At 60.0% G+C, this 25,159-nt stretch carries 23 protein-coding genes; 15 read left to right on the plus strand and 8 right to left on the minus strand.

The annotated features are described in order from the left end of the window. The first annotated feature begins 28 nt into the window (after nucleotides 1-28). From H3S97_RS06970 to H3S97_RS06995, 6 genes are all read left to right on the plus strand, one after another. Entirely contained in the window at nucleotides 29-1,081 is a 1,053-nt protein-coding gene (locus H3S97_RS06970) for a CPBP family intramembrane glutamic endopeptidase (RefSeq protein WP_198220092.1), read from the plus strand. A gap of 139 nt (nucleotides 1,082-1,220) precedes the next feature. Further along, nucleotides 1,221-2,552, plus strand: coding sequence for a UDP-N-acetylglucosamine 1-carboxyvinyltransferase (gene murA, locus H3S97_RS06975; RefSeq protein ID WP_029677689.1), 1,332 nt, complete (start codon nucleotides 1,221-1,223; stop codon nucleotides 2,550-2,552). 14 nt (nucleotides 2,553-2,566) lie between these two features. Next, complete coding sequence (locus tag H3S97_RS06980; RefSeq protein WP_198183674.1) at nucleotides 2,567-3,460, plus strand: lysophospholipid acyltransferase family protein; 894 nt, start codon at nucleotides 2,567-2,569, stop codon at nucleotides 3,458-3,460. A 116-nt stretch (nucleotides 3,461-3,576) separates the two neighbouring features. Then, nucleotides 3,577-4,575: an NAD(P)H-dependent glycerol-3-phosphate dehydrogenase gene (locus tag H3S97_RS06985; protein WP_198220093.1), complete on the plus strand. Its 999-nt coding sequence runs from the start codon at nucleotides 3,577-3,579 to the stop codon at nucleotides 4,573-4,575. A 310-nt stretch (nucleotides 4,576-4,885) separates the two neighbouring features. Next, nucleotides 4,886-6,034, plus strand: coding sequence for a D-alanine--D-alanine ligase family protein (locus H3S97_RS06990; protein ID WP_198220094.1), 1,149 nt, complete (start codon nucleotides 4,886-4,888; stop codon nucleotides 6,032-6,034). A 69-nt stretch (nucleotides 6,035-6,103) separates the two neighbouring features. Beyond that, on the plus strand, nucleotides 6,104-8,632 hold the full coding sequence (locus H3S97_RS06995) for a DUF4268 domain-containing protein (RefSeq protein WP_198220095.1): 2,529 nt from the start codon (nucleotides 6,104-6,106) through the stop codon (nucleotides 8,630-8,632). Between the two features lie 26 nt (nucleotides 8,633-8,658). On the opposite strand, the gene H3S97_RS07000 is transcribed toward H3S97_RS06995, so the two are convergent. Together H3S97_RS07000 and H3S97_RS07005 are read right to left on the minus strand one after the other, a co-directional pair. Further along, on the minus strand, nucleotides 8,659-9,543 hold the full coding sequence (locus H3S97_RS07000; protein ID WP_232356354.1) for a mechanosensitive ion channel family protein: 885 nt from the start codon (nucleotides 9,541-9,543) through the stop codon (nucleotides 8,659-8,661). Then, entirely contained in the window at nucleotides 9,540-9,992 is a 453-nt protein-coding gene (locus H3S97_RS07005) for a GNAT family N-acetyltransferase (RefSeq protein ID WP_198220096.1), read from the minus strand. The genes H3S97_RS07000 and H3S97_RS07005 overlap by 4 nt, the downstream gene beginning before the upstream one ends. Before the next feature lie 194 nt (nucleotides 9,993-10,186). Between H3S97_RS07005 and H3S97_RS07010 the strand changes: the two genes are divergently transcribed. Further along, nucleotides 10,187-10,864, plus strand: a complete 678-nt coding sequence (locus H3S97_RS07010) for a sugar O-acetyltransferase (RefSeq protein WP_198220097.1) — start codon at nucleotides 10,187-10,189, stop codon at nucleotides 10,862-10,864. On the opposite strand, the gene H3S97_RS07015 is transcribed toward H3S97_RS07010, so the two are convergent. Continuing rightward, the gene (locus tag H3S97_RS07015) at nucleotides 10,824-11,636 is read right to left on the minus strand and encodes an ABC transporter ATP-binding protein (protein WP_198220098.1); all 813 of its coding nucleotides are present in this window, start codon (nucleotides 11,634-11,636) and stop codon (nucleotides 10,824-10,826) included. The two genes, H3S97_RS07010 and H3S97_RS07015, sit on opposite strands and share 41 nt — an antisense overlap. Nucleotides 11,637-12,025: 389 nt before the next feature. Here H3S97_RS07015 and H3S97_RS07020 point away from each other — a divergent pair, with 389 nt between their 5' ends. From H3S97_RS07020 to rsmD, 4 genes are all read left to right on the plus strand, one after another. After that, the gene (locus H3S97_RS07020) at nucleotides 12,026-13,054 is read left to right on the plus strand and encodes a helix-turn-helix transcriptional regulator (RefSeq protein WP_198183689.1); all 1,029 of its coding nucleotides are present in this window, start codon (nucleotides 12,026-12,028) and stop codon (nucleotides 13,052-13,054) included. 124 nt (nucleotides 13,055-13,178) lie between these two features. Further along, nucleotides 13,179-13,373, plus strand: a complete 195-nt coding sequence (rpmB, locus tag H3S97_RS07025) for a 50S ribosomal protein L28 (protein WP_029677698.1) — start codon at nucleotides 13,179-13,181, stop codon at nucleotides 13,371-13,373. Between the two features lie 104 nt (nucleotides 13,374-13,477). Further along, complete coding sequence (locus H3S97_RS07030) at nucleotides 13,478-15,955, plus strand: ATP-dependent DNA helicase RecG (RefSeq protein WP_198220099.1); 2,478 nt, start codon at nucleotides 13,478-13,480, stop codon at nucleotides 15,953-15,955. Between the two features lie 16 nt (nucleotides 15,956-15,971). Then, complete coding sequence (rsmD, locus tag H3S97_RS07035) at nucleotides 15,972-16,571, plus strand: 16S rRNA (guanine(966)-N(2))-methyltransferase RsmD (protein WP_198220100.1); 600 nt, start codon at nucleotides 15,972-15,974, stop codon at nucleotides 16,569-16,571. Here rsmD and trmD read toward each other — a convergent pair. Further along, nucleotides 16,553-17,530, minus strand: a complete 978-nt coding sequence (trmD, locus tag H3S97_RS07040) for a tRNA (guanosine(37)-N1)-methyltransferase TrmD (protein WP_198220101.1) — start codon at nucleotides 17,528-17,530, stop codon at nucleotides 16,553-16,555. The two genes, rsmD and trmD, sit on opposite strands and share 19 nt — an antisense overlap. Before the next feature lie 243 nt (nucleotides 17,531-17,773). Here trmD and H3S97_RS07045 point away from each other — a divergent pair, with 243 nt between their 5' ends. Further along, on the plus strand, nucleotides 17,774-19,177 hold the full coding sequence (locus tag H3S97_RS07045) for an MFS transporter (protein WP_198220102.1): 1,404 nt from the start codon (nucleotides 17,774-17,776) through the stop codon (nucleotides 19,175-19,177). Between the two features lie 29 nt (nucleotides 19,178-19,206). Here the strand turns inward: H3S97_RS07045 and H3S97_RS07050 are convergent, their stop codons facing one another. Continuing rightward, nucleotides 19,207-20,223: a YdcF family protein gene (locus H3S97_RS07050; protein ID WP_232356355.1), complete on the minus strand. Its 1,017-nt coding sequence runs from the start codon at nucleotides 20,221-20,223 to the stop codon at nucleotides 19,207-19,209. Between the two features lie 358 nt (nucleotides 20,224-20,581). Between H3S97_RS07050 and H3S97_RS07055 the strand changes: the two genes are divergently transcribed. The 3 genes from H3S97_RS07055 to H3S97_RS07065 are packed head-to-tail and all read left to right on the plus strand — an operon-like array spanning nucleotide 20,582 to nucleotide 23,603. Continuing rightward, entirely contained in the window at nucleotides 20,582-21,400 is an 819-nt protein-coding gene (locus H3S97_RS07055; RefSeq protein WP_198220103.1) for a (Fe-S)-binding protein, read from the plus strand. After that, complete coding sequence (locus H3S97_RS07060) at nucleotides 21,397-22,902, plus strand: LutB/LldF family L-lactate oxidation iron-sulfur protein (RefSeq protein ID WP_232356356.1); 1,506 nt, start codon at nucleotides 21,397-21,399, stop codon at nucleotides 22,900-22,902. The genes H3S97_RS07055 and H3S97_RS07060 overlap by 4 nt, the downstream gene beginning before the upstream one ends. Then, nucleotides 22,899-23,603 (plus strand): LutC/YkgG family protein, encoded by a 705-nt coding sequence (locus tag H3S97_RS07065; RefSeq protein ID WP_045935029.1) that lies wholly within the window; start codon nucleotides 22,899-22,901, stop codon nucleotides 23,601-23,603. Before H3S97_RS07060 ends, H3S97_RS07065 begins: the two co-directional genes overlap by 4 nt. A 106-nt stretch (nucleotides 23,604-23,709) precedes the next feature. Here H3S97_RS07065 and rimM read toward each other — a convergent pair whose 3' ends face one another. From rimM to rpsP, 3 genes are read right to left on the minus strand one after another with little or no spacing between them, the layout of a single operon-like run. Continuing rightward, nucleotides 23,710-24,315, minus strand: coding sequence for a ribosome maturation factor RimM (gene rimM, locus H3S97_RS07070; protein ID WP_198220104.1), 606 nt, complete (start codon nucleotides 24,313-24,315; stop codon nucleotides 23,710-23,712). Continuing rightward, a complete protein-coding gene (locus H3S97_RS07075) occupies nucleotides 24,312-24,545 on the minus strand; it encodes an RNA-binding protein (RefSeq protein ID WP_015021362.1) in 234 nt (77 codons plus the stop codon). Before H3S97_RS07075 ends, rimM begins: the two co-directional genes overlap by 4 nt. Nucleotides 24,546-24,580: 35 nt before the next feature. Further along, nucleotides 24,581-25,039, minus strand: coding sequence for a 30S ribosomal protein S16 (gene rpsP / locus H3S97_RS07080; protein ID WP_029677710.1), 459 nt, complete (start codon nucleotides 25,037-25,039; stop codon nucleotides 24,581-24,583). Nucleotides 25,040-25,159: the final 120 nt, after the last annotated feature.

Genomic DNA, 25,159 nt, shown 5'->3' on the forward strand with positions numbered 1-25,159 from the left:
GCAGAGGATCATGAAAGGGCATGGTGACATGGGGCAGACAGCGACGGAAGCCGATGCGTCAGGGACTGGGCAGACTCAGAAGCCCAGACGAGGCACGGCGGATCGCGCATGGATGAGTGCGGCCAGGGGCATGCTCAACCGCCAGGCCGCCCTGTTGCTGGTCTACCTGCTTATCATCAACAGCGTCGGCCTTCTGTTCGGTGTTCTGGCTCAGATGGAGTGGAATGCCGTGTTCGATCCGGTGCCTGCTCACTCGGGATTTATATATGTGATGAGCCATGCCGACAAGGAGTATGGGGGCATCATCAATCTGATCGCCGCCTGCACAGGCCTCTGCTTCCTGGTTTTCACACGACGCCGGCAGATCTGCGACTCCGGTCCCTCGGGCATTTTCCACACTGATCTGCACCCCATGACCTGGCAGGTTCTGCTGGGATGCTTTGCGCTGACGCTGACCGGGCAGACCGTGGCTGACTGGTATCAGTCGGGCATGGACTGGACTGCGGCGCGGTTGGGAGTGCAGCAGTCCTGGACTACGACCCAGCAGATCCAGCAGGCCTCGGGTACCATTCCCATGTTTATATACGTCAGCCTGCTGGCCCCCGTCATCGAGGAGCTGGTCTTCAGAGGGGCCATCCTGAACGCGTTGAAACCCTATGGGCACGTCTTCGCCATCGTCACCTCCGCCGTTATGTTCGGCTTCTTCCATGGCGACCTTGGCCAGGGGTTCTTTGCTTTCATCATGGGTCTGCTCCTGGGCTATCTGGCCTGCGAATACTCCATCTTCTGGTCCATGGCCCTGCACGTGTTCAACAACCTGGTCGTCAGCGACGGGTTGGAAGTCCTTCTCGGGTTCATGAGCGACAACATGTCCTCCTACATAAACGTGCTCATGATGCTGGCAGGCATGATGGCGGCCGTTCTGGTGCTTTACCTGGGCCGTCATCGGATTGCCGCTTTTCTGCATGAAAACCGCACCTACACGAACGTCTATGGCGCCTGGGCCTGCCCATTCTTCATCATGCTGCTGCTGATCATGGGCTTCACCATGCTGACCCCCTTCGTTTCAGCCGGCGCCTGACCAGTATCTGACAGGGTGGACGCTCTATGCCTGAGGCGACAATTCACGGTGTCCCCACACCCCCTGTGGCAGACTTGCAATAAGGGCCGATGATGTGCCAAAGCCCGGCTCTGAGCGGATACGAGAAAGAAGCCGATAAATGCCCAAGGTGAATACTCAGGATGATGTGCTGCATGTGGTGGGCGGCAGGCCCCTGCATGGCACCATACAGGTCCGTGGGGCCAAGAACTTCGTCAGCAAGGCCATGGTGGCCGCCCTTCTGGCTCCGGGTGTCTCGGTACTCAAGAATGTGCCTGTAATCCGCGATGTCCAGGTGGTTTCGGATCTGCTGAGGCTTCACGGTGTCAAGGTGGACGTTCGTCCTCAGGAGGGCGTGGTCACCATCGATGCCAGCCATGTGGAGCTGGCTGATGTGGCCGATGTGGACACCCTGTCGGGCTCTTCCCGCATACCCATCCTCTTCTCCGGGCCGCTCCTGCACCGGATGGGGGAGGCGTTCATCCCCGTTCTGGGCGGCTGCCGCATCGGCAGCAGACCCATCGACTTCCATCTGGAGACCCTGCGCAAGCTGGGGGCCAATGTCGACAAGGAGCATGAGGCTGGCATCCACATCACAGCGCCGGACGGCCTGCATGGGGCCAAGATCCACCTGCCCTACCCCTCGGTGGGCGCAACGGAGCAGACCCTGTTGGCGGCAGTCCTGGCCGAGGGGCGTACCGAGCTGTCAGGCGCGGCTACCGAGCCCGAAATCATGGACTTGGTGGCGGTTCTGCAGAAGATGGGTGCGCAAATCTCCGTGGACGTGGACAGGACCATCCGCATCGAGGGTGTGCCCTCCCTGAAGGGGTTCACCCATACCTCCCTGCCCGACCGGATCGAAGCCGCCTCCTGGGCCTCCGCCGCCCTGGCCACCCATGGCGACATCATGGTCAAGGGCGCCCACCAGCCCGACATGATGACCTACCTGAACGTCTTCCGCAAGATCGGCGGCCAGTTCGACGTGCGCGACGACGGCATCCGCTTCTGGCATCCGGGCGGCGACCTGCGGCCCGTGGCCATCGAGACCGACGTGCACCCCGGATTCATGACAGACTGGCAGCAGCCCCTGGTGGTGGCCCTCACCCAGGCCAAGGGTCTTTCCATCGTTCACGAGACCGTCTATGAGAATCGCTTTGGCTTCACCAAGCCGCTTATTCAGATGGGCGCCACCATCCAGCTCTACAAGGAGTGCCTGGGATCCCTGCCCTGCCGCTTCCAGCAGCGCAACTTCAACCACTCGGCGGTCATCTTCGGGCCCACCCCGCTGACCGGCCAGGACATCGATGTGCCCGACCTGCGTGGCGGCTTCAGCCACCTGATCGCCGCACTGACGGCCTCCGGCCCCTCCACCGTCCATGGCATATCCCTGATCGACCGCGGCTACGAGGACTTCCGCGACAAGCTGCTGGCCCTGGACGCGCAGATCGACTGATCCGGCGGACATAGATGGCTTCCAAAGGCAAACCCTCCCCCCGGTCTGCGGTGCCCGCCCTGTCCGACCGGCAGGTGGCCCTGCTGGCCCAACGGCACAGGTTGGTGGATCCAACGCGCTACTATCCCACTGGACATCGCACACCGGAACTGGACGAGATAGACGGCCAGCACCCCGTGGGGACCACCCGCCTATTGCGCGGGGTCTCCCAGGTGGTGCGTGACTCCTGCCGGGTCTATGCCTGGGGGTTGGAGCGGGTTCCGGAGACCGGGCCCTTTATCACCGCAGCCACCCATGTGACCCAGTTCGACGTTTTCATTCCCATGATGGCCCTCTTCCACCTGGGTCGTCGGCCCCGCTATATGGCCAAGGCCGAGATGGCCCATTGGCCCCTTATCGGCAGCTGGTTCCGCATGGTGGGCATGCAGCCGGTTGAACGCAAGTCCGGCAAGGCCAGGTCAATTGAGGAGGAGTCGATCAGCATCATCACCTCGGGCAGGCCGCTGACCATCTGGCCCGAGGGGACCGTGACCCGTGACCCGCTGAAGTGGCCCATGTCGCTCAAGCCCGGGGTCGGATTCATCGCCTTGGAGGCGTCGCGGCAGCTGGGTCGTATGGTCCCACTCTATCCCAGCATCACCTGGGGGGCTGCTTCGATCAACCACAAGTGGCCCTGGCCTCGCAAGAACGTGGTCATGTGTTATGACAGGCTCCTTGACTATTCCGACCTACTGGAAGATATGGATCAGTGGGGTGCGGAACCTCCCAAGCAATCCGTACATGCCCTCTGCGTCCGCCTGCGCAATCGGATGGAAGAGGTCATGGCCGAGATCCGTGGCGAGGAGCCCCCGAAGGCTGGATATTTCGATTATGTGACCATGACCCGTCGGCCCAGAAGCGAGCAATAAGGCCGGAACCCGCCCCTAATTCTTGCTGCCTGGCGGTGGTGTCATAGGATGGTAGAGACAAGAATGAGGCTGCTGGTCGGCGTTCCCGTGCGCACGGCATTATGCAAAGGAGAATGATGACGAAGATCGCGGTATTGGGAGCAGGCGCATGGGGAACCGCTTTTGCCCAGGTATTGGCTGATGCAGGCAATCAGGTGGTCATGTGGGACATCGACCCGGATGTCGTGGGCGAAATCAACAGTCAACATTCGAATACTCGCCGTCTGCCGAACGTGAAGAGGTTGCCAGACGCCATCATCGCTGAGAGCGACCGGGCCGAGGCAGTCTCGGGTGCAGAAATCGTGGTCGTGGCCATAGCCGCTCAGCACGCCTGTGAGGCCTTGACGCAATTCAAGGGTCTGCTGGGTCATGATGCCATTGCGGTTTCCCTGATGAAGGGGATTGAACGGGCTACCGACAGGCGGATGGATCAGGTGGTCTGCCAGACGCTGGATCTGGTCCCAACCAGGTTTGCGGCCGTATCCGGTCCCAATCTGAGCAAGGAGGTGGCCGCCCGCGAACCGAGCGCCACCGTGGTCGCCAGCGCGGATGCCGATACCGCCATGAGAGTAGCCCGTGCCTGCACGACCGACTATTTCAAGGCCTTCGTCTCTGACGATGTGATCGGCCTGGAAATGTGCGGGTCGCTGAAGAACGTCACTGCACTGGCTGTGGGGATGTCACGGGGGGCTGGATTCGGGGAGAACACAGCCGCCATGATCCAGGCCAGGGGGCTGGCTGAACTCACTGCCTTGGGGGAGGCCTGCGGTGCCAAGTCCAAGACCTTCGCGGGTCTTGCCGGGGTGGGCGACCTGGTGGCCACCTGTGGGTCGTCCCTGAGCAGGAACTATACTTTCGGCTTCAATCTGGGTCAGGGCAAAAGCATTGAGGAGGCCACCCGCGTCAGCAAGGGTGTCGCCGAGGGCGTACCCACCACTGATGCTGTCGTCGCCCTGGGCAAGCGCTACCAGGTGGCGACCCCGCTGGCTACGGCCATGAGCCATGTGCTGGATCAGGGTCTGAGCTGCCGGGGCATGATTGACGAGCTGTTCGGTGGGCATATCACTGCAGAATGAGTCTGACCACCATCAGAATGGTGTCCATCAGAAAATCCTGAGGGCTATAGAGGGTGCACGAAGGCTGTGAAGCGTGCGCTATCAACCTATTGATCGGCGATGAATGGTTTCCGGATCAGGATGTGCGCCTGGCTTGTCTGACTGCTGTATCGGCCTTGTTATGCCTGTTCGTGCCAAGCTTGTGGATGAGCGACTGTGTCCGGGCCTTTCCGCCTGGCAAGGGGATATTCTGCTGTCTTGAATGATGTATCTGCCTGGGCAGGTGCATGAGGTTGAAAATCATGTCCAGGATGAGGAAAGCCGAGGGATGATGGTCAGGAAACGTGTTGTGGTGCTCTATGGCGGGCGTGCCGACGAACATTCCATATCCTGCGTGTCGGCGGCCGGCGTGCTCAATGCCATCGATACCGACCGATATGAGCCCATCCCCATCGGCATCACCAAGGATGGCCGATGGACCATCGGCGGCCAGGATCCCAGGCAGTGGGGTCTGGGCGATGCCAGTCTGCCAACCGTGCAGATAACCGAAGGCAGCCGTCCGATCATCCTCGACATGGCCCGTGGCAGGGATGGGTTTCTGATCGGCGACCATGACGACCTGGTCTCTGGATCCGAGCCTTCCAGGTCCGTCGGGTCCTTGGAGCCTTTGGGGCATGTGGACGTGGTTTTCCCGGTGCTCCACGGCCCTTACGGTGAGGACGGTACTCTGCAGGGCCTGCTTGAAATGATGGGTCTGCCCTACGTCGGGTGCGGGGTCTTCGCCTCTGCCGCATGCATGGACAAGCACTACACCAAGATTCTGCTCAGTCAGGCCGGTATACCTGTGGCTCCGGGCATCACCATTGACTCCCGTGAACAGCAATCCGGGGCCGACCTGCTGGCCGCTGTGCAGAAGGCGGAGCTGCATTACCCGCTCTTCGTCAAGCCCTCCCGTGCGGGATCCAGCTTTGGCGTGGTCAAAGTGGAAGAGCCCGAAGGCGAAGCCCTGGCTGCTGCGGTCGCCGAGGCTGCAAGGCACGACTGGCGGGTCCTGATGGAGGAGGGCATTGAGGGGCGGGAGATCGAGTGCGCCGTGCTCGCCTCCAGCAAGGACAGAAAGCCCCGCACAGCCTGGCCTGGCGAGGTGGTGCTGGACAAGGCTGACCAGGACGAGGCTTTCTACGACTTCGACAGCAAGTATGTGGACTCCTCCGCCTCCCACGTGGAGGTCCCCGCGAACCTGCCGGAGGAGACTCTTCAGAAGGTTCGCGACCTGGCCGCCAAGGCCTTCAGAACCGTGGACGGCGCCGGTCTGAGCCGTGTCGACTGCTTTGTGACGTCCGAGGGCAGGGTCATCGTCAACGAGATCAACACCATGCCTGGCTTTACGCCCATCTCCATGTATGCCAAGGCCTGGGAGGCCACTGGGATCACCTACACCGATCTGATTACCGATCTGATTGAGGGTGTATCGGCCTGACTGCGGCAGCGAGTGCTTCCTATAATAGAAGCGTCCGCTCTTGTACTCGCTGGTAAGGCAAGGTTCCCTATGGATGCTGGTCCCGTTAAGCTGCTGAGTCTGATTGCCGATAAGGGCAAGCGTTTTATCGTTCCTGTGTATCAGCGCCCTTATTCTTGGGATGAGGAACAATGCGAGCAGCTTTGGGACGATGTGCTTCACATCGGGCATTTACACGAAAGCGCCCATTTCATGGGTTCAGTGGTATGGGTTCAAGAGGGCACCATGGGCGCCGATGGGGTAACACAGGCTCTCATTATCGACGGTCAGCAGAGAATCACGACCGTAAATCTTCTCTTAGCAGCACTTGCTGCCTATGCAGATAGCCACCCAAACCAGGCCGATGAATTGCAGTTTTCACGCAATGAAATCATAGATGAATATCTGATTGATTCCTGTCGAGAAGGCGAAGGGCATTATCGTTTATGCCTCTCGCAGGGTGATCATGACCAATACCAGTCTGTCATTCACCATTTGGAGGATCCTAGGGCCCCGATTACAAGTGAGTCCCATAGAATCATCGATAACTTCCAATGGTTCAGTGGTCAATTGAAGGAGATGAGGGATCCGAACAGCGTGTGGGCTGGGCTCAGGCGCTTGGAAGTAGTGTCGATCTCCTTGACGCAGGGTCAGGATGATCCACAGGCCATCTTTGAGTCCATGAACTCAACCGGTAAGGACCTTTCGACTGCAGATCTGGTTCGTAATTATGTGCTTATGCGGCAGCCCCTGGAGATGCAGGGACAGTTGTATGAAGATCATTGGAGAATAATTGAAATAAAGCTTGGCGTGGATATCTATAATGACGTTTTTGATGATTTTCTTTATGATTGGCTTGCCATCATCAACGCCCCCAGACCAGTGCCTACACGAGACGTATACCGGTTCTTTAAAGACTACGTGACCAACAATGGCTACGATAACCATGGTCAAATAGTCGGGCTTCTTGATCAGATGAGCAAGTTTGCCGGGTATTATTCGCGCATTACTTCGAGCTCGGGGGATGATCCTGAAATAGATCGATTGTTTGATCGCATTCGTGCTCTGAATATGTCTGTCATCAACCCCTTGCTCATGACCCTTTTGGATGATTACCAGGAGGGGGATGACCTCTTCAGTCGGAGTGATTTTGTATCCATGTTGAAGCTGTTGGAGAGTTATCTCTTCCGCCGCATTGCCTGCCAGATGTCCAACAACGGGCTGAACCGGTTCTCGCTTTCGGTCATAGCACGTCTCAGACAGGTAAAGGAAGATGGGTCACCCGGCTATCGGCAGGCTTTTGAGGCAGCCTTGCTGGGCGGGGCTGGAACAAGCCATCGGATGCCTGATGACAATGAATTTCGTCAGACCCTTCTTTCGCGCGACTTCTATCCCTTTTCGCGTTGTAATTACATGTTGACGACACTGGAGAATGCGTACCATCCTAAGAACCCGATTGACTTCTCCTCCAGGAATTACACCATTGAGCATATTCTGCCCCAGAATGCGCTCGCTCATGAGCAGTGGCGGCAAATGTTGGGTGCTGATTGCGAACGGGTTTTTGCGGAGCATATCAACAAGCTGGGTAATTTAACTCTGACCGCTTATAACTCGGAACTCTCGGATGGGCTGTTTAAGCAGAAGAGGGATCGAATTGTCGGTGGGTATCAGGATGAATACCTGTCTATTTCACGTGAGTTGCGTGGTGCGGAGACATGGAACGCTGAGTCCATCGAGGCCAGGACGTGTCGACTAGCTGACAAGGCTTTGGAAGTCTGGTCTATGCCGAAGATCGATCGTGCGACTATTGACAAGTACAAAGCTGATAAGCAGGCGAAGATTCCGACAAAGACGGTTTCTTTGCACATGTTGGGTGCCAGTGGCCTGCTGAAGCCTGGCGATCGACTGGAGAGTCTTTCTCGCAAGTATGAGGCCAGTGCCCTCATTACTGGAGAGATGATGATTAGGGTCTCGGATGGACGTGAATTTGAGAGTCCCTCGTCAGCGGCTTCGCATGTTCTCAAATTGGCTGGGGCGAACAGCAGCTCAATCAATGGCTGGACGTTTTGGGGACATGGGGGCATCAGCCTTGACGATTTTCGTTCTCGTTACCAGGTTTCGCAAGGTGATATGGAGTCTTTGGACCGCTCGAAGGTGAGGGCCATGTTCTGGGATGGGTTCGTTGACTTCTGTAAGGCCAGGAATGACTTCATGGCCGCTTTCGGCTCGGCCTTTACCAGAGCGGACCATACGCGGTACCTGCTGAGTTTTGGCTCGCCCGTGTCCGGATGCAATCTGGCAGGCCTCATCGGCATCAGGGACGGGTACGCCACCGTTGAATTCCTCTTTCATGATCCTGCGCAATATGCGGACTTCCTTGAGCAAAAGTCTCAGGTCGAGAGCGACCTGTCAGGCCAGGAGGGTGATTTGGAATGGGATGATAAGGATGCAGACAAGAAGTCACGCCACCTGACTCTGACGAGGCATACTGATTACAAGCAAGACCAATGGGATGATATCTATCGTTGGCTGGCTGACGCTTTGCTCAAGATGAAAAGCGTCAGCCAGTACGTCCGCTAGTCATTCAAGACGAAAACCTACAGCAATCAGTTGGCTTGGTCTACGCCTTTCCCCGATGGGAGCTCCGCCTCCTGGACCAGGTAGTCCTGGCCGGCCAGAGCGCGGGTGGCGGCATCCTGCATATCGGCGGCGATTACACCCTGCTTGGCAAACATGACCACCTGGCCCTTGATGCCATAAGGGGTGAAGCCCTGAAGTTGGACAATGGGCGGGTTGGCAGGCATGGCCATGCCCTTGGTTGCCTGGGCAACCACCTGTGCAATGGAACGGGAGGACTTGGCTATATCGGCATCCCCTCGCAGGGTGAAGGGAACGGTGGTGGCGGCCTCGCCGGCCTCGGTGATTTTCTCAAGCGCCGTGGTGTTGAGGATGGAGTTGGGGATCAGCAGCTGGTTGCCGGTCCTGTCGATGACGATGGTATGACGCCAGGTCACGTCGCGGACGGTTCCGGTGGTGCCCTGGATGGTGATGATGTCGCCGGGCTGGACCACCTTGCTGACCATCAGTCCGAAGCCGCCGACGATGTTGGCGATTGTATCCTTCAATCCGAAGGAGAGGGCCAGGCCGCTGACGCCCAGGGCGGCGACCACAGTGGATGGGTTGATTCCGAAGACGGGTTGCAGGACTGTGGCAGCGGCGAAGATCCAGATCAGGGCGCGAACGATGTTGACGAAGATGGAGGCACTGGGCAGGTTGGTCCGTTCCAGGGCACGTCGCATGGCCGCTGCTACAATCTTGGAGATCAAGGCAGCGCAGACAGCCACGACAATTAGTAGGATGATTTTTCCGAAATTCTGACGGAACCAGAAGATGACGGCATCGCTGAAGCTGGAGATGGCCTGTTCGGACCTTCCCATGGGATCCTTATTCGTAGCGATGCTTGTGCTGGCAAAATCGACGGTCAGATTCATGAGGCCTTGTCCTCCGGCTCGTTTCCATCGCTGTCCGTTAGCGGCTTGTCCATCCACATGTGCGGGCATCCCTCGTCCTGGTCGTGAATGCCCATGTCCCTATATCCTAAAGCTCTATAGAAGCCTGCCACCCGTTCCTGAGCGTGGAGTGTGAGCCGGTCAGCCCCCTGGTTCCGAGCGGTTTCCTCAGCCTTGCCTACCAAATTGGCGCCCAGATGCTGACCGCGGTAGGGCTTCAGAACCGCCAACCGGCCAAGGGTCCATGTCTTGTCACGGTCGGGAAAGATCCGGCATACCCCGACGGGTTCATCCCCGTCATAGGCCACGATATGGAGGCTGGCATCGTCGGTTTGGTCGAATTCGTTGTGGAAGCCCTGCTCCTCTACGAATACGGCCGTACGAATGGCCCTGGCATCATCGGGGATGGTCTCGCTCACCTCATACCGCATGTTTCCTCCTCGCCATGGTCCTCAGCTGCCTCCAATCTACCAAGCTTGACCCTGGGAGTGAACGTATGTCCGCAACCGGATGACGAATGTACGTGTGGCTGTCGGCTGTCTGACCCAGACGATTACATGGATAGGGCATCTGCAAGCAGTACAAACTTATAGCAGTGACAGTGAAGTGACGCGGGAATGATTGGATGACTATGGACAAAGATTCAAAACTGACAGATTCGGCTGGCGGAGCCGGTAAAGGGAATCGGCGCTCGCAGAGGGAGCGGATGCTTGCTGGCGAGCTCTATGATGCCTCGGATCCCGAACTGGGCCAGCTGCGGGTCAAGGCCCACGAACTTTGCCGTCTTTTCAACGCATCTTCTGAGCAGGAGCGGGACCTGCGCAGCCGGCTTCTGGACGATCTGGTGCCCGAGCATGGCCAGGACGTCGACTTTATGGGGCCTATCTACTTCGACTATGGGTGCTTCACCAAGCTTGGCTCGCGCATCTTCGCCAATTTCAACTTCACTGTTTTGGATACCTGCCCGGTGCAGATCGGCGACGATGTGATGATCGGCCCCAATGTCACCCTGGCCACCCCACTGCATCCCCTGCGGTGGCAGGAGCGGAATCTGAGGCGCCATGAGGATGGCTCCCTCTACGACTACGAGTTGGGCGCTCCGATCACCATCGGATCGAACTGCTGGCTGGCATCAAACGTGACTGTGGCCGGGGGAGTGACCATCGGCGATGGTGCGGTCATCGGTGCCGGATCCGTGGTCACCCATGACATTGCCCCTGACTCCCTGGCTGTGGGTGTGCCCTGCCGGGTAATTCGTACCATCACCGAGGCTGATCGGATGGAACTGCCAGAGGAGGGCTGAAGGCCTCCTCGTTTGGGACAGCATCCATGCTGGCCAGCTGCTGGGCTATGGTCTGTGGGTCTCCGCCCGGGCATGCTGCCTGAATGCGTCCGTCCTGGAGGAAGATGACGCGGTGGGCCCGGGCGGCGACGTTGGGGTCGTGGGTCACCATGAGGATGGTCTGGCCGCTTCGGACGGCCAGTTCGAAGAGGTCCATGACCTCCCGCGAGCTATGGGTGTCCAGGGCGCCGGTGGGCTCGTCGGCCATGATGATCTCCGGGCTGGCGGCAAGGGATCTGGCGATGGCCACGCGCTGCTGCTGGCCTCCGCTCATGTCTGCCGGATAGGTGTTGGCATATCCCTCCAATCCGACGTTGGACAGGGCAGACAGGGCCGCTTGGGTGGAGATTTTCCTGCCGCCGAAGAGGCTGGACAGCATGGTGTTCTGCAGGCAGGTGAAGGCGTTGACCAGGTTGTAGTCCTGGAAGACGAAGCCGATATGGTCGCGCCGGAGTTGGGTCAGCTCCTTCTCTTTCATTCGCGTCAGGTCCTCACCGGCGATGGCCACACTGCCCTGCCTGACTTGGAGCAATCCAGCGGCGCAATAGAGAAGGGTCGATTTGCCGGCGCCTGAAGGACCCATGATGGCCGTCCAGGTCCCAGCCTGACATTCCAGACTGATTTCGTCCAACACCCTGGTGCTCTGCTTCTGCCGCGTTCCATAGTCATAGCAGATCTTATTCAGAATGAGTGGGGTCTGTGCGTATGGATCCTTAGCCTTCCGATGCTGCATCCTTGCCTTCCTTTCGGTCGTCGCCTGTCTGGTCTCTTCTTCTATAAGACCATGGCGAGAGCTCCTGTCAGGGTGTTTTCAGGGTCGAATCGGGGATGATTCAGGGTGGGGGAGCAGTATCTCCCACCCGAAGGGTATGTATCGTGAACGGATAGAGGGTGTATTTCTTGCCAGAAGGGGGAATCGATGGTGGGCCGTCATCAGGCTGGCTGGGGTGAAGTGGCTGGTTGCTTCCTTGGAATAGCAAGGATGCAACCGTCGGTTGACGGAGAATATCGGTGTCTTTGCCGGGCGCAACCCAAAGCTGGTGGTGGTCGGGGGCCTGCACGTTTCATCATGGTCTCGTTGCTGGTTGAATCGGCATTCTGTCGATCGGGAGAAAGAACGTTATGAGTTTCAGAACCAACGTGCAGTATCTGCGTTCGCAGCGCAACATGACTCAGGAGCAGCTGGCCATGCTGGTGGGGGTGTCCCGTCAGGCGGTGTCCAAGTGGGAGTCGGACAAGGCCTATCCTGAGATGGACAAGCTTCTGGCCATCTGTGACCTCTTCGGCTGCACCCTTGATGACCTGGTCCTGGGTGATGTTCGGCACCCGGGTTCCGGGCAGCGTGCATCCAGGCCGGACCATCAGGAAACCACCCAGGCGACTCCGCCAATCCATGCGACTATGCCGCCTGTCCCGTCTGCTATGGAAGACGTTACCGGCTACGCCTCCTTCAGCAATGTCTACAGTCTTCGGATGGCTTTCGGAATTGCCCTTATCATGCTGGGACTGGCTTTCGGTGGTCTTTTCGCCGGAGTCAGTCAACCGACCGACGCCCAGAATGGTCTGGCCTTTCTTGCTCTGATGATTGGCATCGTCCTGGGCCTGGCCTGTCTCATACCGGCGATTTCCACCAGGAAGGACTTTCGCCGCAGGCATCCCTATGTGGCGGATTTCTATACCGATGAGGAGCGCTCGCGAGTTTATCGGCAGACTACCTGGGAGTTGGTCTGCGGTCTGGCTGTCGTGCTCCTGGATGTGGGTATCAACTCTGCCGGATACCTGATCTGGGGCTGGTCCGATCAGGTCAGAGGGTTTGTCTTCTTCCTTCTTCTGGCTCTGGGGGTCTTCCTACTGGTCCACGCTGGAACAAGCCATAGGATGATGAACCTCCGTGCCTACAACAGGCAGGTTGATTCCGTCGATGACGGTCGCTGGGATACCTATCGTTACGAGCACCGGGTAAGCAATGCCATCAGCGGAACCATCATGGGCCTTTGCACGCTGGTGGCCCTGACCATGCTCTTCTCGGGCAATTACGACAACCTCTTCGGTTGGCGCATCCCATTCTGGGCCATCTGGATCATCGGCGGGGTGTTCTGCGGGGTGCTCCAGTCTCTGATCGGCATCTTCCGCAAGCCTCCTCGTGCCTGAGACTGTTGATTTGCCTTCCCTGGTGGAATGTAGTAGTCTAACAAAGTTGTGTGTTCATCCGTGGCCTTGTGCTGCGGGCCGGAACACCTGGGACGACTTGGAAAACAACGTAAAGGAAGTCATCATGGCAGCTCGTTGCGCGGTGTGCGGCAAGGGCCCGCAGACCGGTTACAGTGTTTCTCATTCGCATATCCGGAACAAGCGCATCTTCCGCCCCAACCTGCAGTCGGTGCACACCACCGTTGATGGCCAGAACGTGCGTCTGCGCGTCTGTGTCAAGTGCCTCAAGGCCGGCAAGGTGCAGCGCGTCGCCGCCTGAGTGCGGTTCGTCGGTCGTATTGGGACCCCCGGGGGCAAAGCTCCGGGGGTTCTTGTCATCCCGGGGGATGATGGTCGGCGCTTGCTTGCGGGAGGTGATCGGGTATGTCGGCAGTGGCTCGAGTTGGTCTGCACAGCACCGTGGCCTCGCTGGTGGCCAATAGGCGTAGGGTGAGCGCTCTCAAGGCTCTGGGTGTGGTTACAGTCGGGGATGCGCTGACCTACTATCCTTTCCGCATCACTGATCCCATGCAAGTCACCACTATTGCCGGCATTCGCCTTGGCCAGCCCTGCGCCTTCGCCGCCCGTGTTGATCAGGTGCGTCTGGTGCCATTGAGCGGGCACCGGGGCTTTCGGCTGGACGTGATGGTGGACGATGCAGTTTTCGTCAGTGGTCGGGGCGGCACTCCGCTGGCGGTCAGGCTGGTCTTCTTCTCTCATAAGAAGCCCTATATGGACTGGATGGTCCGTCGGCTGCAGGTGGGGGCGGATCTGGTCGTGGCCGGTGAGCCCGGTGTCTACATGGACCAGCTCCAGTTCACCCATCCAGAGACCCTGGTTGTGGCCGATGCCGATCAGGGGGTTTCGGCGGACGCTTCTCGGCCCGATGCTGCCAGCCTTGACGAGGCCTTGGAACGTGTCCGTCGGCCGCGACCGGTCTATCACGCCAGTTCCCGCATCTCCTCGGACCATATTCACGATGTCATTCTGGGTTTTCTGCGTCTGCTGGTGCAGGCCGAGGATGCATCTGACCCCACTCCTGTGGCCGGTGCCGCCGAAGAGGGTCAGCCCAGCGCCGAGGTCCGCATCGATCCAAAAGCGCTGGGTCGGTCCATACCCGATGTGCTGCCCGAGCAGGTCCGTGTCGACCAAGGGCTGATGCATCGTGCTCGTGCCCTGCTGGGCATGCATGCGCCCGACAGCCCTGACGACTTCGCTGCGGCACGCAAGACCCTGCGCTATGAGGAGGCCTTCGTCTCGCAGACAGCCCTTCTGCAGACCCGCCGACAGACCCAGCAACAGCCCACTTATCCATGCGCGGATTCGGGTGCCGACCGTCCAGACACCTTGACTGCCCGTTTCATCGACTCTCTGCCATTCCAGTTGACCGATGGCCAGCGTCAGGTCATCAATGATATCGGTGTCGACATGGCCAAGGATCAGCCCATGCAGCGGCTTCTGCAGGGCGAGGTCGGCTCCGGCAAGACCGTGGTGGCCCTGGCAGCCATGCTCCAGGCGGTCCAGGCTGGTCATCAGGCTGTCTTGGTGGCTCCCACCCAGGTGTTGGCCGAGCAGCACTATGCCTCCATCGGCGGCATGCTCAAGGCCATGGGCACCGATGTGACCGCCACTGCCGTAGCGGGCCGCCATAAGCCTGTGGATAACGTCACCATGATCCGTATGACGGATCAGCTGGTCCTGCCTCTGGTACTGCTGACCGGAGGTATGAGACTGGCCCAGCGCCGCTCCGCCCTGGCTGTTTCAGCCTCGGGCCGTCCCTGCATCGTCATCGCCACCCACGCGGCCTTCTCCAAGACCTTCCAGGCTCCCAACCTGGCCTTGACCGTTATAGACGAGCAGCATCGTTTCGGGGTTGAGCAGCGCGAGGAGCTACGTCGCAAATCCGAGCGAGTTCCCCACCTGCTGATCATGACCGCTACGCCCATCCCGCGTACAGCCGCCATGACCTGGTTCGGAGATCTTGACATCTCCGCCCTGACCGAGCTGCCCAGCAACCGCAAGCCAGTCCGCACGCATGTCATCGCCGAGTCTGACGGAGCGACCATGGGCGCCATGTTCCTGCACCTGCGTCGACGGATCGAGGCTGGGGAGCGGGCTTACGTGATCTGCGCCCGCATCGACGATGAGGACGATTCCTCGGCCTCCTCAGACCGCCCCGGCCAATCCGGCGGATCCGATTCCCAACCTGAGCTTCTTGCTGAGGAGGACCAAGGTGATGGCCAGCGTCCGCCTCTGCACTCGGTGGTCGAAATGAGCCAGCGCCTGGCCGCCCTGCCGCAGTTCCAGGGCATTGCCATGGCCACGTTGACCGGACGAGATGACGATGCCACCAAGAATGCCGTCATGGGGGACTTCGCCTCGGGTCGCACCCCCCTGCTGGTGGCCACCACGGTTGTGGAAGTGGGGGTGGATGTGCCCCAAGCCTCCTGCATTGTCATCTTCGATGCCGATCGGTTCGGACTCTCCCAGCTTCATCAGCTGCGCGGCAGGGTGGGGCGCGGCGGCACAGACTCCTGGGCCTTCCTGATCTCACGCGCCCCTGCGGATTCCCCGGCTGCAGAGCGGCTTAATGTCATCCGCGACACCACTGACGGGGCCAAAATCGCCGAGGAGGACATCCGCATCAGGGGAGCCGGCGACGTGCTGGGCGATGCCCAGTCCGGTGGTCATTCCTCGTTGAAACTTCTGCGGGTGGTCACCGACGCACCCATGATCGCCCGTGCTCGAACCCAGGCGGGCCAACTCCTGGAGTCCGATCCCACCCTGGCCGGGCAGCCCGAGCTGGCTGGCGCCGTCCTGGACTTCATGAGGGGCAACGAAGGTTTCCTGGTCTCTAGCTGAAAGGACAACGGACCATATGCACATCATCGCCGGCCGCTTCAAGGGATTCCCCATTCCCGCAGCCCTCAAGGGCACCCGGCCCACCACCGATCGGACCAAGGAAGCCATCTTCTCCCACCTGGAGTCCGAAGGCCTGCTGCCCGGTGCACGAGTTCTGGATTTATTCGCCGGTACCGGGGCTTTGGGATTCGAAGCCCTATCCCGCGGGGCCCAGAGCCTGGTGGCTGTGGAGTCTTCCGGTCGTGTCGCTGGGCTCCTGTCACGTTCGGCCGCTGGGCTGCGTCACCATCCGGCCTGGGATTCAGCCATGGATATTCGGGTCAGCAGAAACCGTGCCGAGCGCTTTGTTCGTCCTCTTTCCTCCGGTCATGAGGATGCAGGTCTGTCCGAGGTCTGCTTCGACCTGGTCTTCATGGACCCGCCTTACAATCTGTCGACGGAGGATTGCCAAAGCATCATGACCGGTCTGACCGGTCGAGGAATGGTGGACGATGGAGGCATGATCGTTCTGGAGCGATCGACACGCACCCCGTCGCCCACGGCTCCTGACGGATGGGCCATTGATCAGGCTCGCACTTACGGCGAGACAGCAGTCTACTATCTGACGGCCCGCTGATCAGCCCTGCAATCCGATGGCCGATCCAGAGGACCCGGATGGGTTCCATGTGTATCCCAGCCCAGATCTTCCAAGAGACGGCGGTCATGCTTATCAAGGGCTGAGCAGTCCAATCGGGCGATCAGGTCGGGACGGATTCGACTGGTTCGCCTGATGGCCTCATCGCGTCGGAACCTGTCCACCTTTCCGTGGTCGCCACTGGTCAGTATCTCGGGCACGGCCATGCCACGCCAGGTGGTGGGACGCGTGTACTGGCGGTATTCCAGCAGCGGCTCATCCCCGGTGTAGGACTCCTGCAAGATGGATTCAGGATTGCCCATGAAGCCGGGCAGGAGCCGGGTGATGGCCTCCAGCATGACCGAGACGGCCACCTCGCCTCCATTGAGCACGTAGTCGCCGATGGAATACTCTCTGACGTCGACCCCCTGATTCCGGTAGTAGACGGGGATGCGTGCGTCATACCCTTCGTAGCGGCCGCAGCCGAATACCAGCCTCTTCGCCCGTGACAGCTCGGTCGCGTCGGCCTGGGTGAACAGGGGAGCGGATGGGTTGGGGAAGATCAGGACTGGTTTGGCCGCGCCGGCCTCGTGGTTGTCTGCAGATGAATCTGCCTCGGATGCTATGCCGTAGCTTTCGTCGCCGGAACTCTTCCTTGCTTCTTTTCGTTCTTCGGCATCGGCAGTGTCGACTGTTTGGTCGGTGGTGGGTTGTTGCAGAGCCGATCCTTCTGGAACGTTCAATAAATCGTCCAGGCATCGGCCCCAGACTTCGGGTTTCATCACCATGCCCGCTCCGCCGCCCACCGGAGTGTCATCCACCGAGTGATGCACGTCATAGGTCCAATCGCGCAGATTGTGGGCACGTATGGTCACCAGGCCCTTCTCCTGGGCCTTGCCCAGCAGACTGAGTCCGGTTACGTCAAAATATTCGGGGAAGACGGCAACGATATCGATTTGCATGTGACCAACTCTACCCAAGCTTGTTCGGGTCGGGATCGGGCGCGGATTGGTACACCTATGAGTGTTACACTGTCTGGGTCTTCAAGTCGCGTATGAATCCGGCTTGGAAGATGTCATCAACGCAGCCAGAGAGCTATAACCGTTGCGTAAACAGCAATGAGAGCGGCATCGGATGATGCCATGCCGTACGGATCCGTGGTGATGGCTATGCGAACAGTCTGATGTGTGAGGAGCGGACGGTCCATGGTCGACCATGTTGATAAGAAAACAAAACTGCTGATTACCGGCACAGCCGGGCTCGCCTTCTGCGGGGTCCTTTTGGAGACCTCGCTCAACGTCACCTTTCCGGAGATGACCCGGTACTTCAAAACCGGGCTGGGCACGGTCCAATGGCTGACCACCGGCTATCTGCTCGTGGTGGCCTTGACGGTTCTGGCGGCCGCCTGGCTGGAACATTCATTCACTACCCGCGCATTGATTCTGACCAGCGTGGGAATATTCCTGGGCAGCGATCTGATGTGCATTCTCGCCCCATGCTTTCCCGTTCTTATGGCGGGGCGCCTCCTGCAGGGCATCAGCACCGGTATCGCTCTTCCCTTGGTCTTTTCCCTGATTATGAAAAAGGTTCCTCTGCACATCCAGGGCCGCTACGTGGGCAGCGCCGGCATGGCGGTGGCCCTAGCGCCCTCCCTGGGCCCGACCTTCGGCGGAGCCGTTATCCAAGCCTCTTCCTGGCGGGCCATCTTCCTGATCGTGCTGCCCATCGAGCTGGTCTTCGGGCTCATCGCCCTCATCTCGGTTGACAGGGAGAGCGCCCACGTCGGTCCCTTCGCCTGGCTCCAGTTCCTTCTTCTGGGTATTTTCCTGACCGGTCTGACCATGGGTCTGAGCACCTTGGATGTGCATGGTCCTATAACCTGGCTCTCCTTGTTTATCGGGGCCCTGGCCCTTGTTGCAGGGGTCTGGGCTCTTGCCCACCAGAGCACCAGGCTGATCGACATCGCGGTCTTTCGGAACCGTACCTTCACCCTGGCCCTGATCCTCTACTTCCTGGTCCAGTTCGTTCAGATCGGCCTGACATTCATCCTGCCCAACATGGCCCAGTCCGTACTGGGAGAGACCTCCACCGTGGCTGGCCTGCTTCTGTTGCCGGGGAGCCTGCTCTCGGCCCTCTGCCAGCCCATAACAGGAGGCTATTTGGACGGCCATGGCCTGCGGGGACTGCTCGCGGTGGGAAGCACTGCTTTCTTCCTCTCGGCCTTGGGCTTCCTGGTCCTCAGCCGGCACTTGACCGTTCCGCTGATGGTCCTTCTCTACGCCTGCTACATGGTCGGTCAGGCTTGCGTCTTCAACAACCTGCTTACGGTCGGACTGCAGCATATCCCAGCCAAACTGGTGCCTGACGGCAATGCCCTCTTCAACACCCTTCAGCAGTATTCCGGCGCCGCCTCGACCGGGGTCCTGGCTGCCATCATCACGGGCATGCCCAAGGCCCGGGGGATCCATGTCGGCGCTCAGGCTTTCCAGTTCGGAGCAGTCTGGGCCTTCGTCTTCGTCTTTCTGATCGTCCTGGGCATCCTCCTGGTGGCCTGGTTCCTGGAGCGCAGCCTGGCCCGTCAGGATAAGGGCGAGGTTCAGGTTGTATGACCTCTGATTGCTTCCGAAAGGCAATGGTTTCAATTCAGCAATGAGATGCCGACCCAGACGGCCCAGCCTATTGCAAGGACCAGGTAGGGCCACCAGTGCATGCGGGTGATGGCCACGAACTCCCGAATGAAGGCAGTCGGCCAGTAGTAGCCCTTGGTGTGTGAGCCGATTCCGTCGGCATTCAGCCCGACCTTGCTGGCATATTCGCTGGCTCGGAAGACGTGGTAGTCACTGGTGACCAGGGCCACCCGGTAATGCTCTGGCCCGGTGCCCATCTCGTAGCGGTCATCCAGTATCTGCTTGGAGTAGCGCAGGTTCTCCAGGGTCGTGGTCGACCGGTCCTCCATGATGATGGCCTCGGCCGGCACCCCACAGGAGTTGCGCAGATACTGAGCCATGGCCCTGGCCTCGCTGATGGCCTCGTCCGGGCCCTGTCCGCCTGAGACCACGAAGCGCCCGTTTCGTCCCTGCCGCTTCCAGAGGTCTACGGCCTTGTCCAACCGTCCCCGGAGCAGGGGTGTGGGCTCTTCGCCGCGCAGACCGGCTCCATGGATGATGATGTAGTCGTAGCGACGCTTGCGGGGCAGCATCCTGTAAAAGTTGGAATAGAGCAGCAGGGCCAGGAAGGAGAAGAAGAACCAGGTGGCTTCCAGGTCGATCAGCCCGGCCAGTTTCTGCAGCCATGAGGGAGCGCCGAATCCAGCCAGGAGGGGCGAAAGAATCATGTAGGCCACCACGGCCAGCGCCAGCAGTCCGGGCAGCAGAGTGGTCAGGGAGACCCCCTCGTGCCGGATGACGATGACCGTGTTGGCCAGCAGGAAGCAGATCACCAGCAGGGGGGAGAGGATGAGCAGGATGACCAGAGGCAGGATCAGCCAGCGCATCCCGAACTGCAGAAGAAGCGCTCCCCCCAGGGTCAGCAGGAGGAGCAGGAGCCAGATGGCATTGCGGAACTGCCGTGGCTCCTTGTGCAGGTCCCAGAGGAAGAGCAGGCCGAAGATGATGGCGGGTGCATAGAGCAGGAGGAGTTGCAGGTGGTTGGACATGCGCTGATTGCCCCTTTCACGAGAATGGCCGCGCAGGGTCTGACTCCACTGTAGCGAACCGGCCAGTCACCTCCCATCCTTGACATGCCAAAGGTTCCCAGACCGCCGTGGTAACATATATGTGGTAAATCTCACACGTTCAAAAGCTGAGGGTGGGCGATTCCCGACGGTGCGAATTCCAGGTCGAGACCATGATAATGATGGGTCCTTTCGGGATTGCACATCGGTGTCCGCATAGGCGTGGTCGGTCGCAAGGCAGCGATGTGTTGGAAGGATTAGGGGTTCAAGTGATGTTGGGTTTCTCCACGATCCGGGGATGGTTCGGACCTGGCGTGCAAGGTTGTAGAGAGGTGCGGTAATGAAAGTAGTGATATTCTCCACCTGCGTGGTGGACCTCATGTTTCCGAACGTGGGGAAGGCCATGGTGGAGGTACTGGAGCGGTTCGGCTGCGACACCTATCTTCCCAAGGAGCAGATTTGCTGCGCCCAACCCACCTTCAACAGCGGGTATGTCAAGGAGAGCATGCAGGTCATGCGCAACGAGGTCGATGCTCTGCTGAGCGTGGATGCCGACTACATCGTGGGTCCGGCGGGCTCCTGCGTGAACATGCTCAAGGAGCTGCCCTTCCATCTGAAGAACGACCCGGTCTATGCGGCCAAGGCCCAGACCATGGCTGACAAGACCTATGAGTTCTCGCAGTTCCTCTATAGGGTGCTGGGTGTGCTGGACGCGGGTGCCGAGCTCGATGCCGTGGCCACCTACCACCGCTCCTGCCACATGACCCGGTTGCTGGGGGAGCGGACCAGCCCCTTCGTCCTGCTGGACCATGTCAAGGGACTGACCATGGTCCCCCTGCCCCACATCGAGAACTGCTGCGGGTTCGGCGGCATGTTCTCCATGAAGGAGCCTGAGATCTCCAAGCAGATGGTCGATGAGAAGGTAAACGACGTGCTCAGCACCAAGGCCAGCGTCCTCATCTCCTGCGATCCGGGCTGCCTGATGAACATCGGCGGCCGCTTCAACCGGCGCGGTGAGAAGATCACCATCATGCACCTGGCTGAGGTGCTCAATCACAAGGTGGACATGAGCCGCGTCAAGTATGTGGAAGGCCGCTCTGCCGGCGATGGGGCCGTGGGCTCGGTCAGGGCTGCCAAGGAAGAGGGGGCTCTGGTATGAGCAGCATGGTCAATGGCAAGAAGGCCGCGCAATATCTGCGGACCAGCAAGGCTCCCTTCCTGACCAGGGTCAAGGAGTCCGAGCAGGACAAATTCGCCCAGCAGGCGGTGGCCAAGGCCCAGGACGCCCAGTGGGTCAAGCGGGAGGCCGCCCGTCAGGAACTGGGTAACTGGGAACAGTGGCGCGACCTGGGCGAGCAGATTCGCCAGCACGTCATCCGCTACCTGCCTGACTATCTGGAGGAGTTCTCCGACAACGTGGAGAAGCGCGGCGGTCATGTCTTCTTCGCTCAGACCGACGATGAGGCTGCCCAGTACATCAAGCAGATTGCCATCGAAAAGAAGGCCAAGCACGTCGTCAAGAGCAAGTCCATGGTGACCAGTGAGATCAACCTGGACCCCACGCTGATGACTGTGCCCGGCCTGGAGGTGCTGGAGACCGACCTGGCCGAGTTCATCCTGGAGGAGGACGACTGGGACCAGCCCACGCATCTGGTCTTCCCCGCCCTGCACAAGAACCGCGAGCAGGTTCGGCAGGTTTTCGAAAAGAAGCTGGGCTACAAGGGTGACAACGACCCCCAGCACATGGCTCGGTTCTCGCGCAAGGTTCTGCGCAAGCACTTCCTTGAGGCGGACATGGGCATCACCGGCTGCAACTTCGCCGTGGCCGACACGGGCATGATCAACCTGGTGACCAACGAGGGCAACGCCGACCTGGCCATGTGCATCCCCAAGACCCAGGTGGTGGTCATGGGCATGGAGCGTCTGGTGCCGACCATGAAGGAGGCCGAGACCATGGACAACATGCTGGCCCGGTCCGCTGTCGGCCAGAAGCTGACCTCCTACCTGACCTACACTGCGCCACGCACAGACCAGGAGTCGGATGGACCGGACGATGTCTATGTGGTCATTCTGGACAACGGCCGTTCAAACGCGCTGGGAACGGTTTTTGAGCCCATCCTCCAGTGCATCCGCTGCGCCTCCTGCCTGAACGTCTGCCCCATCTACCGGCACATCGGCGGCCACGGCTATGGATCCATCTATCCGGGCCCTGTGGGCTCGGTGCTCTCGCCGGTGTTGGACGGGGGTTACGACGACTTCGGGGACCTGCCCTACGCCTGCAGCCTGTGTGCGGCATGCACGGCCACCTGTCCGGTCAAGATTCCCCTGCATCAGCTCATGATCGAGCACCGGCGGATCATGATGGATGACCAGTCCCAAGCCAATCTGATCGACGACACGGTCATGAGGGTCATGGGTCTGGGAACCGGCCACTCCTCGCTCTTCCGCACTGCCCTGGGTGTGGATCACGCCATGCTGACCCCCATATCCAAGCAGCAGCCGGAGACGGCCAAGAACCTCTTCGCCAGTGATCGGCATGTGGAATGGATGCCCTTCGTCTTCGGCGGATGGACCAAGGTACGTGATCTGCCGGATCCGCCCAAGCACGGGGAGAACTTCCGCAGTTGGTTCGCTCATCACAAGAAGGAGCAGCAGGCATGACCGATCGTGAGGTATTCCTGGACTATCTGGCCAAGAAGAGCGGTCGGCCCCGCCACCAGCTCAAGGATCATCCTCTGGTGCCGGTCAACGATCTGCCGGAGACCACCCTGTCGGGTCATACCCAGGACGAGCTGCTGGAGATCGCCCGGAAGAGCAGCGAGGCCGTCCATGTGGACTTCCGCACCTGCACCAAGGCTGGTCTGCCCACCGCCTTGGATGAGTTCATCGACTCGCGCAAGGACGACAGCGACCACGTGATGCTGCCCACCTCCGACCTGTTTGCGGACTTCGGTCTTGAGGAGTGGAGGGACGGCCTGAACCCGCCCGCCACTTTCTGGAAGCCGGGGGCCAGTCGCGAGGAGAACATCAGGACCGCCGACGAGTCCGGAACGGCCATCGCCTTTGCGGACTTCCTGCTGGCCGAGTCCGGCACCATCACCGTGGCTACCACCCCGGGTCAGGGCCGTGCCTTCCACTTCCTGCCGGTGCACTACCTGAGCATCATCCGCAAGTCCAAGATCCTGCCCCGAACCCGGCAGGCCATGGACTACTACGACCCGGCTCTGGTCTCAGGCGAGCTCAAGACCTCCAACATCAACTTCATCACCGGCCCCTCCAACACGGGCGACATCGAGATGGTGATTGTGGTGGGCGTGCATGGCCCCCTGGATATGACATATCTTGTGGTCGAAGACATGTAGCTCAATAAGATTTCCTGCTTAGGCAGGGCGCATTTCCCGTAAGTGGGGAGTCAGTGTCCTTTCCGAGCCGCTGACTCCCCACATACGGTTGTGCTAAAAGATAGGTTCAGCCCAGTCCGGGCAGGAGTCCTCCAGGTGGATCAATGGCCACGTACCCCTTTTCAATATCAACCTGGGGCACCAGGGCTTCGACGAAGGGTATCAGCCCTTCCGCTTCCTCTTCGCCTTCTTCGGCGGCCATGCGAATCTGCAGCTGCTGCTGGGCTACACCGTCCAGCACGTCGCTGACTTGGCCGACCACTCGTCCGGATGGTTCACCCAGAGAGTTGCCCGGGGCCATGCGAACCTCGAGCCCGATCAGATCCTCGGGATACCAGGCATCCTCCTGTGCCAGCTCCTCGGCTGGATCAGCCCGGACATACAGTTCGATGCCGTTCAGCGCTTCGGATGCGTTCCTGTCTTCCACCCCTTTGAAGAGGACGATCCAACGCTGCTTGAAGCGGCGGGATGAGACCACCGTGAAAACCTGCCCGTCCTTGGTCTGCAACTGGGTGTCGGGGGCGAAGCGCCGCTCGGGCTCATCGGTGTAGGCATACACGTTGACCTCGCCCTTGAGTCCCTGGGCGCGGCCGATACGGCAGACCCTCAGCAACCTTTGCTGCTGAGGGTCCGGACCCTGCGGGTCGTGATTGGTGGACCGGCTGGGGCTCACCGGCGCACGTCCATGATGTCGACGCGCACCTTGTGGTCGGCCAGCGCCTGGATCACGGTGCGGATGGCGTTGGCGGTCCTGCCGCCCCTGCCGATCACGCGGCCGATGTCCTCGGGGTTGACCCGCACCCGCAACAGCTCTCCGCGAGAGTTCTCGTGGGACTTGACCGACACGTCATCGGGAAAGTCCACGATGTTCCTGATCAGGTGCTCAACGGCCTGTGCAAGCATGATAGCCGGTCCTTCCAATCCTTGGTGAATGTGCCTTACTCAGCAGCCTGCTCGGCCTGGGCGGCATCCGCCGACTCATCGGCCTTGGGGGCTTCCTTCTCCGCCTCAGCCTTGGCCTTGGCGTCAGCCTCGGACTTGGCGGCCTTGAGCTTCTGGGCTTCGTTCTGTGCCTGCTCGATGCGGGCCTGTGCATCGACCTCGGCCTGCGGCACCTTAAGGGTGCCTTCCTTGCCGGGCAGATCCTTGAACTTCTGCCAGTCGCCGGTGATCTTCAGAAGATTGAAGACAGGGTCGCTGGGCTGAGCGCCCACACCCAGCCAGTACTGGGCGCGCTCGGAGTCGATCTTGATTGAAGAGGGCTGGGTGTTGGGATCGTAGGTGCCGATCTCCTCGATGACCTTGCCATCGCGCTTCTTGCGGGAATCGACCACGACCACGCGGTAGAAGGGGTAGAACTTCTTGCCCATTCTCTTCAGACGAATTCTGGTTGCCAAAACGGCTCTCCTTGGTACTTGGTGTGCCCGGCGGCGTCTCCATGTGGGGCATGGTGGCGCTCCTGGCGTGTTCCTCACGACCGTCGGAATGAGAGGGCTCCTCCGGACATGAATAACAGC

This window comes from Bifidobacterium choladohabitans (assembly GCF_016102005.1).
Classification (GTDB): domain Bacteria; phylum Actinomycetota; class Actinomycetes; order Actinomycetales; family Bifidobacteriaceae; genus Bombiscardovia; species Bombiscardovia choladohabitans.

What these genes read in the sequence shown, in the direction of transcription:
- H3S97_RS06970 (WP_198220092.1), top strand. Translation starts at nt 29, where the DNA reads ATGGGGCAGACAGCGACGGAAGCCGATGCGTCAGGGACTGGGCAGACT.
- murA (WP_029677689.1), top strand. Translation starts at nt 1,221, where the DNA reads ATGCCCAAGGTGAATACTCAGGATGATGTGCTGCATGTGGTGGGCGGC.
- H3S97_RS06980 (WP_198183674.1), top strand. Translation starts at nt 2,567, where the DNA reads ATGGCTTCCAAAGGCAAACCCTCCCCCCGGTCTGCGGTGCCCGCCCTG.
- H3S97_RS06985 (WP_198220093.1), top strand. Translation starts at nt 3,577, where the DNA reads ATGACGAAGATCGCGGTATTGGGAGCAGGCGCATGGGGAACCGCTTTT.
- H3S97_RS06990 (WP_198220094.1), top strand. Translation starts at nt 4,886, where the DNA reads ATGGTCAGGAAACGTGTTGTGGTGCTCTATGGCGGGCGTGCCGACGAA.
- H3S97_RS06995 (WP_198220095.1), top strand. Translation starts at nt 6,104, where the DNA reads ATGGATGCTGGTCCCGTTAAGCTGCTGAGTCTGATTGCCGATAAGGGC.
- H3S97_RS07000 (WP_232356354.1), bottom strand. Translation starts at nt 9,543, where the DNA reads ATGAATCTGACCGTCGATTTTGCCAGCACAAGCATCGCTACGAATAAG.
- H3S97_RS07005 (WP_198220096.1), bottom strand. Translation starts at nt 9,992, where the DNA reads ATGCGGTATGAGGTGAGCGAGACCATCCCCGATGATGCCAGGGCCATT.
- H3S97_RS07010 (WP_198220097.1), top strand. Translation starts at nt 10,187, where the DNA reads ATGACTATGGACAAAGATTCAAAACTGACAGATTCGGCTGGCGGAGCC.
- H3S97_RS07015 (WP_198220098.1), bottom strand. Translation starts at nt 11,636, where the DNA reads ATGCAGCATCGGAAGGCTAAGGATCCATACGCACAGACCCCACTCATT.
- H3S97_RS07020 (WP_198183689.1), top strand. Translation starts at nt 12,026, where the DNA reads ATGAGTTTCAGAACCAACGTGCAGTATCTGCGTTCGCAGCGCAACATG.
- rpmB (WP_029677698.1), top strand. Translation starts at nt 13,179, where the DNA reads ATGGCAGCTCGTTGCGCGGTGTGCGGCAAGGGCCCGCAGACCGGTTAC.
- H3S97_RS07030 (WP_198220099.1), top strand. Translation starts at nt 13,478, where the DNA reads ATGTCGGCAGTGGCTCGAGTTGGTCTGCACAGCACCGTGGCCTCGCTG.
- rsmD (WP_198220100.1), top strand. Translation starts at nt 15,972, where the DNA reads ATGCACATCATCGCCGGCCGCTTCAAGGGATTCCCCATTCCCGCAGCC.
- trmD (WP_198220101.1), bottom strand. Translation starts at nt 17,530, where the DNA reads ATGCAAATCGATATCGTTGCCGTCTTCCCCGAATATTTTGACGTAACC.
- H3S97_RS07045 (WP_198220102.1), top strand. Translation starts at nt 17,774, where the DNA reads ATGGTCGACCATGTTGATAAGAAAACAAAACTGCTGATTACCGGCACA.
- H3S97_RS07050 (WP_232356355.1), bottom strand. Translation starts at nt 20,223, where the DNA reads ATGTCCAACCACCTGCAACTCCTCCTGCTCTATGCACCCGCCATCATC.
- H3S97_RS07055 (WP_198220103.1), top strand. Translation starts at nt 20,582, where the DNA reads ATGAAAGTAGTGATATTCTCCACCTGCGTGGTGGACCTCATGTTTCCG.
- H3S97_RS07060 (WP_232356356.1), top strand. Translation starts at nt 21,397, where the DNA reads ATGAGCAGCATGGTCAATGGCAAGAAGGCCGCGCAATATCTGCGGACC.
- H3S97_RS07065 (WP_045935029.1), top strand. Translation starts at nt 22,899, where the DNA reads ATGACCGATCGTGAGGTATTCCTGGACTATCTGGCCAAGAAGAGCGGT.
- H3S97_RS07075 (WP_015021362.1), bottom strand. Translation starts at nt 24,545, where the DNA reads ATGCTTGCACAGGCCGTTGAGCACCTGATCAGGAACATCGTGGACTTT.